A 14229-nucleotide genomic window follows, 5' to 3' on the forward strand; every position below is an offset into this window, starting at 1 on the left:
CGGACGTGGCAGATGCCCAGGCCGCCACCGATGCGGCGCTCGCGACCGCGCGGGACTTCGCGGCCGCCGCGGCCCACGAACTGCGGACACCGCTGACGGCGATGCGCACGGACCTCGAGGTGCTCTCGACCCACGACCTCGCCGCCGCCGACCGAACCGAGATCCTCCGAGACCTCGTGCGCACCCAGGGCCGGGTGGAGTCGACCCTCGACGACCTCGAACGTCTCGCCCGCGGCGACCTGTCGAGCACCGACGATTTCATCGACACCGATCCGGTGGAGATCTGCGACGCGGCGGCCGCGGAGGCTCGCGGCCGGAATCCGGGCCTGACGGTGGAGGTCGACGGGGAACCCGGTCGTCTCGTTCCGGCACTGCCCGGCGGCCTCCGGCTCGTCGTCGACAATGCGATCGCCAACGCGGTCCGGCACGGCGGCGCCCGCCACGTCCGGCTGACGGTCACCACAGTCGGACCGGATGGCACGGTCGGACCGGATACGGTCCTGACCGTCGACGACGACGGCACCGGGGTACCCGCCGACGAACGGGAGGTCGTGTTCGAACGGTTCCGGCGCGGCACGGGCGCATCCCGCACCGGTTCCGGGCTCGGGCTCACGCTGATCGCGCAGCAGGCGGCGCTGCACGGCGGGACGGCACGTCTCGAGGACTCACCGCTCGGCGGTGCGCGCCTGACGGTGCGGATCGCGGGAACGGTGCGGATCGCGAAACCGCAGGGGTGATCCGGGTCCACACCTCGGGTGGGTTCGCCGCGGCCCCGGCCGCGAGCACGATGGACGTATCAGACCACCCGATCATCCACGGAGGACCGAATGTCGAAGAGCCGCAGGTTGATTGCTGCCACGATAATGACCGTGCCGTTGCTGCTCGGGTTCGCGGGCACCGCCGACGCCGACTCCATGCACCGGAGCGAGGACGGTCGCTGCGACGTCGCGCTCGTCGACGAACACGGGAACCTCATCCGCATCGACGAGAAGTCTCCGGGGACCCGGCTCGACGGGCTGCGGTGCGACGACGGACTGTGGCGCTTCACCACCAACGGCAACAGCCACCGAAGCGGCGACGTCGCCACGGCCACCCTCGTCCGGGAACGAGACCGAGACCGGTGAGAAAGCACGCCGCCCCGCATCGCGAGCGATGCGGGGCGGCGTCGTGGGTCGATCCAGACGATCTGGAGCGACGCACGATCTGTCGTGAGCTCACTCCCGTTGGAGCCGGGCGTCTCTCGGTCCGGTGAGGATCCGGGGGTGCTCATGGTTACAGCAGCGCGGTGATGACATCGTGCGCGGCGTGAACGCTCGCCTGTTCATCTCCTGCCGTCGACCCGGGCGCCGCGGGTGTACCGGTGCCGACGTGCGTTCGTACTTCACGCCCGGTTCATCCGTCCCCAGGTACGAACGCGTCTCGCCGTCAGGCGGTGGCGGCCAGAAGATGCGATAGGGCCGCCCGGTCCGCTTCCTTCAGCCGCAACAGGGGAGCACGCGGATCACCCGCACTCGCACCGAGAATGTCGAGGCCGGACTTGACGGTAACCGGAAGTCCGCCGGCGACGATGAACTGCAGCAAGGGGCGAAGCGACTCGTAGATCTCACCGGCTCGGTCGAATCGCCCCTCCGCGGCAGCAGAGAAGAGCTCGAGGCACAGGCGTGGACGCAGGCACGGCGCCGCCGTGCACCAGCCGGTGGCGCCGACTCGTAGAGCCTCGAGGATCAGGGGGTTGCTGCCGTTGAAGATCGGCAGTCGGCGTTCGGTCAGTTCGTTCAGGCGGTTCATCCGGTCGATGTCACCGGTCGATTCCTTCACCATGGTTACATTCGGCACTGACTCGAACAGCTCAGCCAGCAGCTCCGGCCGCATGTCGATGCCACTGGTTGCCGGATTGTTGTAGACCATGATCGGCAGATCGATCGAGTCGCTGACGGACCGGAAGTGCGCCTCGAGTTCCCGGTCGGAAAGATGCCAGTACGATACCGGCAGAACCATTACGGCGTCGGCACCGGCATGCTGGGCGTACTCGGCGCGGCGCACAGTGTTTGCCGTCGTCAGATCAGAGGCGCCGACGACCACCGGGATACGGCCGGCCACAGCATTCACCGTGGTGTCGACGACGAGATTCCACTCGCGTTCATCCAGATAGGCCGCCTCGCCGGTACTGCCGAGCGGGGCAATCGCATGCACCCCCTCGGCGACCAAGGTGTCCACCAATGCATGTAACCGAGCGGTGTCGATGCTGCCGTCCGCAGCGAAAGGGGTGACGGGATACGCGAGGATCCCGGACAGGGTCGTACTCATGGGCCTTCTCTCTGTAGCACCTGAAAGTGTGAAGTGGACGCACCCCGTCATAGGTCGAGCGCATCAGGATGCCGGGCCAAAGCGCGGCGTGCGTAGTAGGCAAAGTTCGCTTCACTACGCCGGGGGGTCAAGGTCCAGTCGTGTGCTTCCCGGGCAAGGCGATCCGGCAGCGGCGCGATCTCCCCAGCCGACATCGCGAGCAGCTGCAGCCGGGCGGCGCGTTCGATCAGCGTCGCCGACGAGCATGCCTCCTCGATGCTCGCACCAACCACGACGTGTCCGTGATGGGCCAGCAACACGGCCTTCTTGTCACCGAGGGCGGCGGTGATGATCTCGCCTTCTTCGTTGCCGACCGGCACCCCCGGCCAGTCGGGTAGGAATGCGCAATCGTCGTAGAGCGGGGCGGTGTCCATCTGCGAGACCACGAGCGGAACTTCGAGCATCGACAACGCTGCGACATGCAGCGGGTGCGTGTGCACGATGCAGGACACGTCCGGCCGTGCACGATAGATCCAGCTGTGAAAGCGGTTGGCCGGGTTGGCCATTCCCTCGCCTTCGAGTACGTTGAGATCCTCGTCGACCAGCAGTAGGTTTCCTGCGGTGATCTCGTCGAACCCGAGCCCGAGGCGCTGCGTGTAGTACGTTCCGGGTTCTTCCGCACGGGCGGTGATCTGTCCGGCCAGGCCCGAATCGTGGCCGGCATCGAACAGTGCACGACAGGTCAGCGCGATCTTCTCTCGTGTCGACCACATCGAGTCGCCGAAGTTCTTCTCCATCTGCTCCTCGGCGCGCCGCATCAATGTCGATTTCGATTCGTGCAGGGTGTTGGCCACAGCTCTCACATCCTCATCTTCTGCATCATCTTCGACCTCATCGGAATGTGTCCTCTCGGAAACACAAAAGAACAATAGGACACAAAATGTCATATAGGCAAAATGGTGTCACGGGTGAGTGTGGCGGTTCCTGCGCGGTGTACGTTCGAGAGGTCGCACATCGCCCTGGGGCGATCGCGCCAGGGATACGACGTCGAGGAGGGGGCAGTGACAGCTTTGTTGCGCACGGTGCGAAGGCAACGAGGCCTGACACTGGAGGCGGTGGCGGAACAGACCGGACTGACCAAGAGTTACCTGTCGAAGGTCGAACGCGGCTTGAATGTTCCGTCCATCTCCGTCGCACTGAAGATTTCTCGCGCTCTCGGCGTCGATGTGAGCCAACTGTTCTCCGACGAACCCAGCGGCCGGCACACCGCGGTGACCCGTGCAGCCGATCTCGACGGGACATCGGCCGGGCGGTACCGGGCCATCGCCGCGGGAGTCCTCGGCAAGACCATGTCCCCGTTCCTGCTGGTCCCCGACTTCGACTTCGGGGACTACCGCGACCACACCGGGCAAGAGTTCACCTTCGTCCACAGCGGCGCCATCGAACTGGATCTCGACGGCAACGTGGAATTGCTCCGCAGCGGTGACAGCTGCTACTTCGACGCCTCGGTACCGCACCGCATCCGATCGGTCACCGCAGAGACCTCGAAGGTGCTTGTCGTGATCCACGACGTCCCCGGTGTCGATCTCGAATGTCATCCCCACTGTCACGACTGAACGATCACCACTCCGGCGACGGCACTCATCCGCCGCCCGACACCTACTCGAGGTTCGTCGCTATTCACAGGAACCCCGAACCCTGTCGGCGACACGGGCATCGACAAGGCTGCATATCTCTCATCGGTCGCCGGTTGTCCGACGCGGAGGTCCATCGGAGGCCGGCCTCACCTCGATCGTCGAGGCGAGGGCCGACGCTGTCCCCGAACTCGATCAGGTCCTCGCCTACATGGACTGGAATCGGTTCACCGGCAACAACATCGGATCCTTCGTCGGGTGGGTTCCCTCGGAGCATTCGTCCGGTTCGTCACGCGTGCAGGGGTCGATCACCAAGACCGGCAACACCCACGCCCGTCGGCTGTTGGTGGAGGCCGCCTGGCATCACCGGCCGCGTTGTCACGTCGGGGCGGTGATGCGGTCGCGGTGGTGGGTGGAGTTTCTCGGACGCCGCAAACGACCCGTGACAGCGAACGTCGCGATTGCCCGGGAGTTGGCGGGTCGGTGCTGGTCGTCAGCGGTGAGCGACTGCCGACGCTCGCCTCTGGACATGCGGAAGTGACGCGGCCGAAAACCGTTCTGCCGTAGCCAAGTCCCCGCAAGCGGGAGGGACCCCCGTCCGACCGCGCGTCGCTTGCCGACACGCTCACCACAGGACTCCTCGACGAAACGCAGAGACGCCTCCGGGGTCAATCCCCGGAGGCGCCTCATTGCCTCTCGACAGGCTTCTCTACATATCAGTTGGTGCCCAGCAGATCGATGATGAACACCAGCGTCTTGCCGCCGAGCGGATGCCCGGAACCGGCGGGACCGTACGCGAGCTCCGGCGGGACCGTGAGCTTGCGGCGGCCACCGACCTTCATGCCGGGGATGCCTTCCTGCCAGCCCGGGATCAGGCGCCCGAGCGGGAACTTCACGGACTCGCCGCGGCTGAACGACGAGTCGAACACGTCGTTCGTGTCGTACTCGACGCCGTGGTAGTGCACGTCCACGACCGCGCCGGGCTGCGCCTCGGCACCGTCACCGACGGTGATGTCCTCGACGACCAGCTCGGTCGGAGCCGGACCGGTGGCCGGTTCGACGACCGGCACCGCCGGCGGCACCTTCACGTCGAGCAGGTCGATGACGAACACCAGCGTCTTGCCCGAGAGGCGGTGGCCGGAACCGGCCGGGCCGTAGGCGAGCTCCGGCGGGATCGTCAGCTGACGACGGCCGCCGACCTTCATGCCCGGGATGCCTTCCTGCCACCCGGCGATCAGACCGGCCAGCGGGAACGTGATGGACTCACCGCGGTTCCACGACGAATCGAACTCCTCGCCGGTGTCGAACTCGACACCGACGTAGTGAACCTCGACCTTCGCGCCGGGGGTGGCCTCGGCACCGTCACCGACCGTCAGGTCCTTGATGACCAGCTCGGTGGGTGCGGGACCGTCCTGGAACTCGATCTCCGGCTTGCTCATGCGTGTTCTCCTCGTCGAGGTTGCGTTCGGACGCGCGTCAGCGCGCGTCGAGGGCGGTGTAGGCGCGCTCGGTGTAGCCGGTGTAGATCTGGCGCGGGCGGCCGATCTTCAGGGTCGGATCCGAGTGCATCTCACGCCAGTGCGCGATCCAGCCGGGCAGGCGGCCGAGCGCGAACAGCACGGTGAACATGCGGTCCGGGAAGCCCATCGCCCGGTAGATGAGACCGGTGTAGAAGTCGACGTTCGGGTACAGCTTGCGCTCGATGAAGTACTCGTCGGTGAGCGCGGCTTCCTCGAGCTTCATGGCGATCTCGAGCAGCTCGTCGCCGGCGCCCAGCTTGGTGAGGATCGAGTCGGCGGTCTTCTTCACGATCGCGGCACGCGGATCGTAGTTGCGGTAGACGCGGTGACCGAAGCCCATGAGCTTCACGCCGTCTTCCTTGTGCTTGACCTTGCGGACGAACTCGTTGACGTCGCCGCCGGAGGCCTTGATCTTGTCGAGCATCTCGAGCACGGCCTGGTTGGCGCCGCCGTGCAGCGGGCCCCACAGCGCGTTGATGCCACCGGAGATCGAGGTGAACAGGTTGGCGTCGGACGAACCGACCAGACGCACCGTCGACGTGGAGCAGTTCTGCTCGTGGTCGGCGTGCAGGATCAGCAGCATGTCGAGAGCCTGCGCGATCTCGGGATCGATCTCGTACGGCTCGGCCGGGAAGCCGAACGTCATGCGCAGGAAGTTCTCGACCAGCGACAGCGAGTTGTCCGGGTACAGGAACGGCTGACCGACGGACTTCTTGTAGGCGTAGGCCGCGATGGTCGGAAGCTTCGCCATGAGGCGGATCGTCGACAGCTCGACCTGCTCCGGGTCGTCCGGGTCGAGGGCGTCCTGGTAGTACGCCGACAGGGCGTTGACGGCGCTCGAGACGACCGGCATCGGGTGCGCGTTGCGCGGGAAGCCGTCGAAGAAGCGCTTGAGATCCTCGTGCAGCAGCGTGTGCCGGCGGATCTTGTCGGTGAAGACCTCGAGCTGCTCCGAGGTCGGCAGCTCACCGTAGATCAGCAGGTAGCTGACCTCGATGAACGTCGACCGTTCCGCGAGCTGCTCGATCGGGTATCCGCGGTAACGCAGGATGCCCTTCTCACCGTCGATGTATGTGATCGCCGAGGTGGTGGAGGCGGTGTTGACGAAACCGGGGTCAAGGGTGGTGTACCCGGTTGCAGCAAGGAGCTTGCCCAGCTCGATACCGTCATTGCCTTCCGTCGCCTTGGCGATCGACATTTTGTGCTCGCCACCGGGGTAGCTGAGGGTGGGGTTTGTGTCATTCTCAGCGGGCACGAAGGATCCCTCTCAAGCTCAGACCTACGAGAAACTTCCGAACATTCACGTAGAACCTAGCCGCTGGCCGGGGCGGGCGCCCAGGGAGGGTCGGTCGAAAGTCCCGGGACGGCTACCCGTGCATAGCGGAGGCGAACCCTCGTCGTGCCCGGTGATCGGCGCACACCGACGGACGTGAATGCCGCTCACCTGCGACAACACTCCACGCAAATCGATATCACGATACCGGATCGCGCGCGGTGAGGCACCCCCGGCGTGTCCGGCCGATGTTCGCAGGACAGGTACAACGGTCACACCAGGGCGCTCAGCCGCACTCACACCAGGGCGCTCAGCCCCCACTGCCCCGTCCACGTTTCGCCGGGCTGCAACACGACGATGTCGATGCCCAGATTGAACGCGTCCGGCGGGCACGTCGCCGGCGCGAGCGCGAGGGCCCGTCCGCGGCCCGGATAGTCGTCGGTGATCGACGCGTGCACCCACCCGAAGCCCGGGCCGGTCCACAACCGCACGCCGCGACCGTCCGGGCCGAGCAGGTCGTGCCGGACCCGTCCGTCGACGTCCTCGTCGAGCGCGCTGAACGGGGCGTCGAGCGTGACGCCGCGCAGCGACCGCGGAGAGGTGAAGTCGTAGTCGCTGTCGGCGACGGGCTGCGAGTACGCGTTCGGCAGGGACCGCTCCGGGTCGACGGGCAACCGCGTGCCGGCGGCGATCTGCAGCGTGCAGTCGTCGAGGTCGGAGTCGCCGGCCCGCAGATACGGATGCGCCCCCAGGCCGAAGGGCGCGTGATAGCCGCCGATGTTGGTCGTGGTGTGGGTGACCGTCAGCCCGGCCGGCCCCAGTTCGTGGGTGACGGTGAGCCGCAACTGGTACGGCCAGCCCTTGTGCAATCCGACCTCGAGGGCCTGCACGACCTGATTCTCGCTGTGCGACAACAATTCCCAATAGCTCGCCCACGCGAACCCGTGCAGCGCCGTGCCGTGCTCCGGATCGGTCACGGCGAGCTGGTGTTCGATGCCGTCGAAGAAGAAGTGGCCGTCGCGGACCCGGCCCGGCCACGGGGCGAGCACGACACCGCAGTACAGCGGTGGACGCTCCCCGGCCGGCCAGCTCTCGGTGAGCGCGTAGGCGCCGTCGGGCGCCTCGTGTTCGAGCAGACGCAGCGCACCGCCTGCACTGGACACCACAGCCCGGTACCCGTTCCCCTGGATACCGAAATCCCTCGGATCGGACATGCCCCACAGTTTCCACGGCCGCGACGATCCACACCACCGAATCGGCGCCTCCGCACCCGTGTGTCGTTGTGGCGGTCGGGACCGCCAGAAGTGGACACCGGCGCCTACGACGCCCTCACGACGCCTTTCGCGACCCGGAACCGCACGAACGCGGGGAACGCGAGCACACACAGCGCGGTGCCGATCACGACGAGCACCCCGCCGCCGGCAGCCGCGACCGCGGTGCCGACCGCCGCCGCGGCGACACCGTGTGCGACGTCGCCGATGCGCGGTCCCCCGGCGACGACCACGATGAACACACCCTGCAGCCGGCCACGCATCTCGTCGGTCGCGACGGTCTGGAGCATCGTCGAGCGAAAGGCCGCCGACACCATGTCGACGGCACCGCCGAATGCCAGGAACGCCAACGCGATCCAGAGCAGCACGGGACTGTCACCGGGCTCGGCGAACGCGACGGTGACACCGAAACCGATCATCGCGACACCCCAGAGTGCGATGCACACGATCACCGCGAGCCCTTGCCGGCGCACCCGCGGCAGCCAGCCGGAGAACACGCCGCCGAGCACCGCACCGACGGACATCGCCGCGAACAGCAGACCGAGAGCGAATCCGCCGGACACCGGATCGCCGAACGACTCGTGCGCGATCTGCGGGAACAGGGCACGAGCCATGCCGAAAACCATCGCGACGATGTCGACGACGAACGAGGCGAGCAGGATCTTCTGCGACGACAGGTACCGGAACCCGTCGAACACCGCGCGCAGCCCGGCCTTCGTGGTCTCCCCGAGCGGCGGGATCGCCGGCAGCCGCACCACCGCCCACAGCGTGGCGAGCAGCGCGACGGCGTCGAGCAGATACAGCGCGGACAGCCCCAGTACCGGGATGAGCACCCCGGCGAGCAGCGGACCGGCGATCGCCCCGAACTGCATCACCGTCATGTTCAGCGAGGTCGCGGCCGCGATCTGTCCCGGCGGCAGCAGCCGCGGGATGATCGCGGACCTGGTCGGCTGGTTGACGGCGAAGAACGCCTGCTGCACCGCGAACAGCCCGAGCAGCACCCACACGTTGTTCAGTCCCGCGGCGGCCTGCGCCCACAGCAGCAGCGCCGTGACGCCGAGACCGGTCGTGGTGATGGTGAGCAGCCGTCGCCGGTCCATCACATCGGCCAGCGCCCCGCCCCACAAACCGAACACCACCAGCGGAACCAGCCCGAACACACCGGTCAGGCCGACGTACGCGGAACTGCGGGTGATCTCGTAGATCTGCTGCGGCACCGCGACGACACCGAGTTGGGCACCGATCGTGGTGACGACCCCCGCCGACCACAGGCGCCGGTAGGCGGGGTCGCGCAGCGGGGTGGTGTCGGCGAGCAGACCCTTCACGGTTGGAGCCGAACGGTCGACCACTGCCCGTCGACGAGCCGGGTGAGGACCCGGTTGTGGAGCCGGTTGGGACGGCCCTGCCAGAACTCGACGGACTCGGGGACGATCCGCAGACCACCCCAGAACGGCGGGACCGGGATGTCCTCGTCGACGCCGTAGCGTTCCCCGACCTCGATCATGGCCTGCTCGAGCGCGGCCCGGGACTCGATCGGCTGCGACTGCCGCGACGCCCACGCGCCGAGCCGCGAGCCACGCGGCCGGGTGTGCCAGTACTCGGCGGTCTCCTCCGCCGACACTCGCGTGACCGGCCCCCGCACGGTGACCTGCCGGTGCACGGGAAGCCACGCGAACGTCGCGGACGCGTACGGCCGCGCCGCGAGCTGACGGCCCTTGTTCGACTCGTAGTTGGTGAAGAAGGTGACGCCGTCCGCGTCGATGTCCTTGCACAGCACGGTGCGAGTCACCGGGCGGCCGTCCTCGTCGACCGTGCCGAGCACCATGGCGTTCGGTTCCGGTACCTCGGCGGCGATCGCGTCGGCGAGCCACCGCCGAAGCAGCGGCAGCCAGCCGCCGGCGAGGTCTTCGGGTTCGAGGTCGGCGTCGACGGACGCGGCCCCTGCGGGGCCGGCATTCGCGTAGTCGACGCGCATCGCGGCGAGTTCCCCGGAACGCCGGGGTCGGTTCTGCGGATCTGACGGCACGGGCGAAAACGCTACTCCGGAGACTGCGGGGCCGACCTGCAGCGGGGAGGTCTACAGTCTTGTTCGACGACATCGGTGGGGTGCCCATCACATTCCGGCGCCTCGCCTCACAAGCAGTGCGACCCGGACCGGGCCGCACGAAAACAAGGAGAGTCCACCGTGGCATCGCGCGCGTCAGTACCCGAGGATTTCGTTGCCGGCCTCGAAGGCGTCGTTGCCTTCACCAGCGACATCGCCGAACCCGACAAGGACGGCGGTGCACTGCGATACCGCGGTGTCGACATCGAGGACCTCGTCGAGCGCGGCGTCACCTTCGGAGACGTCTGGGCACTGCTCGTCGACGGCAAGTTCGGCCGCGGCCTGCACCCGGCCGAACCGTTCCCCCTCCCCATCCACACCGGCGACGTCCGCGTCGACGTCCAGGCCGGCCTGGCCATGCTCGCCCCCATCTGGGGATTCCGGCCGCTGCTCGACATCGACGACGACACCGCCCGCGACAACCTCGCCCGCGCCGCCGTGATGGCCCTGTCCTACGTCGCCCAGTCCGCCCGCGGCATCTACCAGCCCGCGGTACCGCAGAAGCGCATCGACGAGGCCAAGACCGTCACCGAACGCTTCATGGTCCGCTGGAAGGGCGAGCCGGACCCGGCGCACACCGCCGCCATCGACGCCTATTGGGTCTCCGCCGCCGAGCACGGCATGAACGCCTCCACGTTCACCGCCCGCGTCATCGCCTCCACCGGCGCCGACGCCGCCGCGGCCCTGTCCGGCGCGGTCGGCGCGATGTCCGGACCGCTGCACGGCGGCGCCCCCGCCCGGGTGCTGCCGATGATCGAGGAAACCGAACGCACCGGCGACGCTCGCGCGCTGGTCAAGGGCATCCTCGACCGCAAGGAAAAGCTCATGGGCTTCGGGCACCGCGTCTACCGCGCCGAGGACCCGCGGGCCCGGGTGCTGCGCAACACCGCCCAGCGCCTGAACGCCCCGCGCTTCGAGGTCGCCGCCGCGCTCGAGCAGGCCGCGCTCGCCGAGCTGCGCGAACGCCGCCCCGACCGGGCCATCGAAACCAACGTCGAGTTCTGGGCCGCGGTGATCCTCGACTTCGCCGAGGTTCCGGCCGCGATGATGCCCGCGATGTTCACCTGCGGCCGGACCGCCGGCTGGTGCGCGCACATCCTCGAACAGAAGCGACTCGGCAAGCTCGTGCGTCCCGCCGCGATCTACACCGGACCCGATCCGCGCTCCCCCGAGAGCGTCGAAGGCTGGGACACCATCGCACACAGCTGACCCGGCAGTCTCCGGGCGAATCGGAGGGGCGCGGGGCCGGTGACATGGGCGGTCTAGACTACCTGTGCACCTGTCCCTCGACGCTTAGGACACGCATTCCGATGGCTGACGCTTCACCGATCATTCCTGCCGACCTCAAGCCCGCAGACGGCCGCTTCGGCTGTGGCCCCTCCAAGGTTCGCCCCGAACAGCTGCAGTCGCTGGTCGACGTCGGCGCCTCGGTGTTCGGTACCAGCCACCGCCAGAAGCCGGTCAAGGACGTCGTCGCGCGGGTGCGCGGCGGCCTGCGCGACCTGTTCTCGCTGCCCGAGGGCTACGAGGTCGTCCTCGGTAACGGCGGGTCGACCGCGTTCTGGGACGCCGCCGCGTTCAGTCTGATCCGCGAGCGTTCGCAGCACTTCACGTACGGCGAGTTCTCGTCGAAGTTCGCGTCGGTGGCGAAGAAGAACCCGTTCATCGGCGATCCGGTCGTCGTGTCGGCCGAGCCGGGTTCGGCTCCGGAGATCGTCGCCGACTCCGACGTCGACCTGATCGGCTGGGCGCACAACGAGACCTCGACCGGTGTCGCGGTCCCGGTTTCCCGCCCGGCGGCTTCGGAGAAGGCTCTCATCGCGATCGACGCGACGTCGGGTGCCGGTGGTCTGCCGGTGAACATCGCCGACGTCGACGCCTACTACTTCGCGCCGCAGAAGTGCTTCGCGGCGGACGGTGGCCTGTGGGTGGCGCTGATGAGCCCGGCCGCGCTCGAGCGCGTCGCCGAGATCAAGGAGTCGGGCCGCTTCACGCCCGAGTTCCTGTCGCTGCCGATCGCGATCGACAACTCGGTCAAGGACCAGACGTACAACACCCCGGCGCTCGCGACGCTGCTGATGTTCGCCGACCAGATCGAGTGGATGAACAACAACGGCGGCCTGGAGTGGACCACCGCGCGCACCAAGGATTCGTCGTCGCGCCTGTACGAGTGGGCCGAGGCTTCGGAGTACGCGACGCCGTTCGTCGCCGATCCCGCCTACCGCTCGCAGGTCGTCGGCACCGTCGACTTCGTCGATTCGGTGGATGCCGCGGCGGTCGCGAAGATCCTGCGCGCCAACGGCATCGTCGACACCGAGCCGTACCGCAAGCTGGGCCGCAACCAGCTGCGCATCGGCATGTTCCCGGCGATCGATCCCGAGGACGTCACCCAGCTCACCAAGTGCATCGACTGGGTCGTCGGCCAGCTCTGAGTTTCACGTGACGGTGGAGGACCGGGCCCGCTGGGTCCGGTCCTCCGCTGTTTCCGGCCCGGGTGAAACTCTCGACTCCTGGTCGAGACTTCGGGTGAACCCAGCACCATAACGCGTCCCGGGCAAGGTTGCACGACAACCCGCCGGGCGTGGCGCGGCGTGTCCTGACCTCCCCGCCCCCACCGTTCCGTTACAGTCGGGCGGGTCAGTCGCGAACCGGCGCGAGGAGGTCATGGTGCGAGAGCTTCGAGTGGTCGGCCTCGAGCCCGACGGTTCCCACGTCGTGCTCGCGGATCCCGCGACCGGCGACAAGTTCCGCATCCCCGTCGACGACACCCTGCGTGCCGCCGCCCGTGGCGACCTCGCGCGTCTCGGCCAGCTCCAGATCGAGACCAACAGCCAGCTCCGCCCCCGCGAGATCCAGGCCCGGATCCGCAGCGGCGCGTCCGTGGAGCAGGTCGCCGAGGAAGCCGGCATTCCGATGGCGAAGGTCGAGCGTTTCGCCTACCCGGTGCTGCTCGAGCGGTCCCGGGCCGCGGAGATGGCGCAGCAAGGTCACCCGGTCCGGCCGGACGGCCCCGCGGTCGAAACCCTCCTCGAGATCGTCACGCAGGCATTCCGCACCCGCGGACACAACATCGACGCCGCGACCTGGGACGCGTGGCGCGACGACGACGGCCACTGGGTCGCGCAGCTGCAGTGGAACGCGGGGCGGTCCACCAACAGTGCGCACTGGCGGTATCAGCCCGACGCACACGGCGGCACGATCGTCGCGCTCGACGACATCGCGAACGACCTCGTCGATCCGGACTGCGCGCGGCCACTGCGGTATCTGACGCCGGTGTACTCGGCTCGGGACGTCGACGACACCCTCGACACCGACACGGTGGGCGAGCGGGTGCCGGCCGCCGCGGAGCCGATCACCCTGGACCGAGCGGAGCCGGAACCGGCCGAGCAGGAGGCCACCGCGGAGGCCGAGGCCCCGGCCGTCGACGCTCCCGAGGACGTCGAAGCCGAATCCGTTTCCGAGGACGATCCGCAACCCAAGCTGGCACCGCAGCACACGCCGGGCAAGGACAAGCGCGGCAAGCCCGCGCTGCCGTCCTGGGACGACGTGCTCCTCGGCGTGCGCAGCAACGGACGCGCCTGAGGAACCTCCGTATGGCGGCGTCCGTCTCGACCCTCTGGTACGTCGACGCCCCCGAGCCGGCCGCGGTGCTGCGCTCCGCCCGCCCGGATCGCGATTCCGCGCATGCGCTCGTGGGACGACTCTATCCGGATCTGAATTCGGTTCCGCTGGAACGGGTTCCGCTCGTGGAGGCTGCTGCGTGCACCGAGCGGGACCGGGTGTACGTGGGCAGCTATCCGGGTGTCACGGTGGTGTGCAGTCCCGACCTGCCGCAGCAGCCGTCGGAGACACCCGAAACCTGGACGCACACACTGGGTTCCGAGCACACCTACCTGATCCGGTCGGATCCGCCGCGGGCGTTGGGGGCGTTCGCGCAGTGGCACCACGGGGAACTGCGACGCGCGTTCAGCGCGACGACCGTCGACATCTTCGAGGATCACGGCGTGCCGTTCGTGTGGGAACGGCCGTTCTGGGCCGGTGACCATCCCGTGCGCTGGCCCGTCGATGTCACTCCTCCCCCGCAGGCACTGCCGTTCCATCCGCGCCGTCTCGTCGAGACCGCCAACGCGGCCTGGCTCGG

Annotated in this window: 14 protein-coding genes and 2 pseudogenes; 8 read left to right on the top strand and 8 right to left on the bottom strand. The window is 68.1% G+C overall.

What is annotated here, in order from left to right; all coding sequences use genetic code 11:
• A partial coding sequence (locus ACN675_RS23780) for a sensor histidine kinase (RefSeq protein WP_420753179.1) occupies positions 1-737 on the top strand: 737 nt, incomplete at its 5' end.
• 132 nt (positions 738-869) lie between these two features.
• Complete coding sequence (locus tag ACN675_RS23785; protein ID WP_420753180.1) at positions 870-1124, top strand: hypothetical protein; 255 nt, start codon at positions 870-872, stop codon at positions 1122-1124.
• A gap of 301 nt (positions 1125-1425) precedes the next feature.
• Here ACN675_RS23785 and ACN675_RS23790 read toward each other — a convergent pair whose 3' ends face one another.
• Together ACN675_RS23790 and ACN675_RS23795 are read right to left on the bottom strand one after the other, a co-directional pair.
• On the bottom strand, positions 1426-2307 hold the full coding sequence (locus tag ACN675_RS23790; protein ID WP_420753188.1) for a dihydrodipicolinate synthase family protein: 882 nt from the start codon (positions 2305-2307) through the stop codon (positions 1426-1428).
• Positions 2308-2354: 47 nt separating this feature from the next.
• Positions 2355-3140, bottom strand: a complete 786-nt coding sequence (locus ACN675_RS23795; protein WP_420753189.1) for an aldolase — start codon at positions 3138-3140, stop codon at positions 2355-2357.
• A gap of 207 nt (positions 3141-3347) precedes the next feature.
• On the opposite strand from ACN675_RS23795, the gene ACN675_RS23800 reads away from it, so the two are divergent.
• Positions 3348-3902: a helix-turn-helix domain-containing protein gene (locus tag ACN675_RS23800; RefSeq protein ID WP_420753181.1), complete on the top strand. Its 555-nt coding sequence runs from the start codon at positions 3348-3350 to the stop codon at positions 3900-3902.
• 265 nt (positions 3903-4167) lie between these two features.
• Positions 4168-4461, top strand: a pseudogene (locus ACN675_RS23805) (transposase); the annotation flags it as partial.
• A 175-nt stretch (positions 4462-4636) separates the two neighbouring features.
• Here ACN675_RS23805 and ACN675_RS23810 read toward each other — a convergent pair.
• From ACN675_RS23810 to pdxH, 6 genes and pseudogenes are all read right to left on the bottom strand, one after another.
• Positions 4637-4990 carry an FKBP-type peptidyl-prolyl cis-trans isomerase gene (locus tag ACN675_RS23810; RefSeq protein ID WP_248675404.1) on the bottom strand — a complete coding sequence of 118 codons (354 nt, stop codon included), beginning with the start codon at positions 4988-4990 and terminating at the stop codon, positions 4637-4639.
• 21 nt (positions 4991-5011) lie between these two features.
• A pseudogene (locus tag ACN675_RS23815) lies at positions 5012-5359 on the bottom strand (FKBP-type peptidyl-prolyl cis-trans isomerase); the annotation flags it as partial.
• A 37-nt stretch (positions 5360-5396) separates the two neighbouring features.
• Positions 5397-6695: a citrate synthase gene (locus tag ACN675_RS23820; protein WP_420753182.1), complete on the bottom strand. Its 1299-nt coding sequence runs from the start codon at positions 6693-6695 to the stop codon at positions 5397-5399.
• 314 nt (positions 6696-7009) lie between these two features.
• The gene (locus ACN675_RS23825; RefSeq protein ID WP_420753183.1) at positions 7010-7927 is read right to left on the bottom strand and encodes an aldose 1-epimerase family protein; all 918 of its coding nucleotides are present in this window, start codon (positions 7925-7927) and stop codon (positions 7010-7012) included.
• Positions 7928-8031: 104 nt separating this feature from the next.
• A complete protein-coding gene (locus tag ACN675_RS23830) occupies positions 8032-9309 on the bottom strand; it encodes an MFS transporter (protein WP_420753184.1) in 1278 nt (425 codons plus the stop codon).
• Positions 9306-9959 carry a pyridoxamine 5'-phosphate oxidase gene (gene pdxH / locus ACN675_RS23835; protein ID WP_420753190.1) on the bottom strand — a complete coding sequence of 218 codons (654 nt, stop codon included), beginning with the start codon at positions 9957-9959 and terminating at the stop codon, positions 9306-9308. The genes ACN675_RS23830 and pdxH overlap by 4 nt, the downstream gene beginning before the upstream one ends.
• A 210-nt stretch (positions 9960-10169) precedes the next feature.
• Between pdxH and ACN675_RS23840 the strand changes: the two genes are divergently transcribed.
• From ACN675_RS23840 to ACN675_RS23855, 4 genes are all read left to right on the top strand, one after another.
• Entirely contained in the window at positions 10170-11297 is a 1128-nt protein-coding gene (locus ACN675_RS23840; RefSeq protein ID WP_420753185.1) for a citrate synthase 2, read from the top strand.
• 101 nt (positions 11298-11398) lie between these two features.
• Complete coding sequence (serC, locus tag ACN675_RS23845) at positions 11399-12520, top strand: phosphoserine transaminase (RefSeq protein ID WP_420753186.1); 1122 nt, start codon at positions 11399-11401, stop codon at positions 12518-12520.
• A gap of 235 nt (positions 12521-12755) precedes the next feature.
• On the top strand, positions 12756-13670 hold the full coding sequence (gene sepH, locus ACN675_RS23850) for a septation protein SepH (RefSeq protein ID WP_420753191.1): 915 nt from the start codon (positions 12756-12758) through the stop codon (positions 13668-13670).
• A gap of 11 nt (positions 13671-13681) precedes the next feature.
• Positions 13682-14229: DUF6928 family protein (locus tag ACN675_RS23855; protein WP_420753187.1), on the top strand; the 548-nt coding region annotated here is incomplete at its 3' end.

Origin of the sequence: Rhodococcus sp. O3 (assembly GCF_048897285.1) — a bacterium.
Taxonomy (GTDB): Bacteria; Actinomycetota; Actinomycetes; order Mycobacteriales; family Mycobacteriaceae; genus Rhodococcus.

Coding starts and splice junctions, on each gene's coding strand:
- ACN675_RS23790 (WP_420753188.1), bottom strand. CDS start 2,307: ATGAGTACGACCCTGTCCGGGATCCTCGCGTATCCCGTCACCCCTTTC.
- ACN675_RS23825 (WP_420753183.1), bottom strand. CDS start 7,927: ATGTCCGATCCGAGGGATTTCGGTATCCAGGGGAACGGGTACCGGGCT.
- pdxH (WP_420753190.1), bottom strand. CDS start 9,959: ATGCGCGTCGACTACGCGAATGCCGGCCCCGCAGGGGCCGCGTCCGTC.
- serC (WP_420753186.1), top strand. CDS start 11,399: ATGGCTGACGCTTCACCGATCATTCCTGCCGACCTCAAGCCCGCAGAC.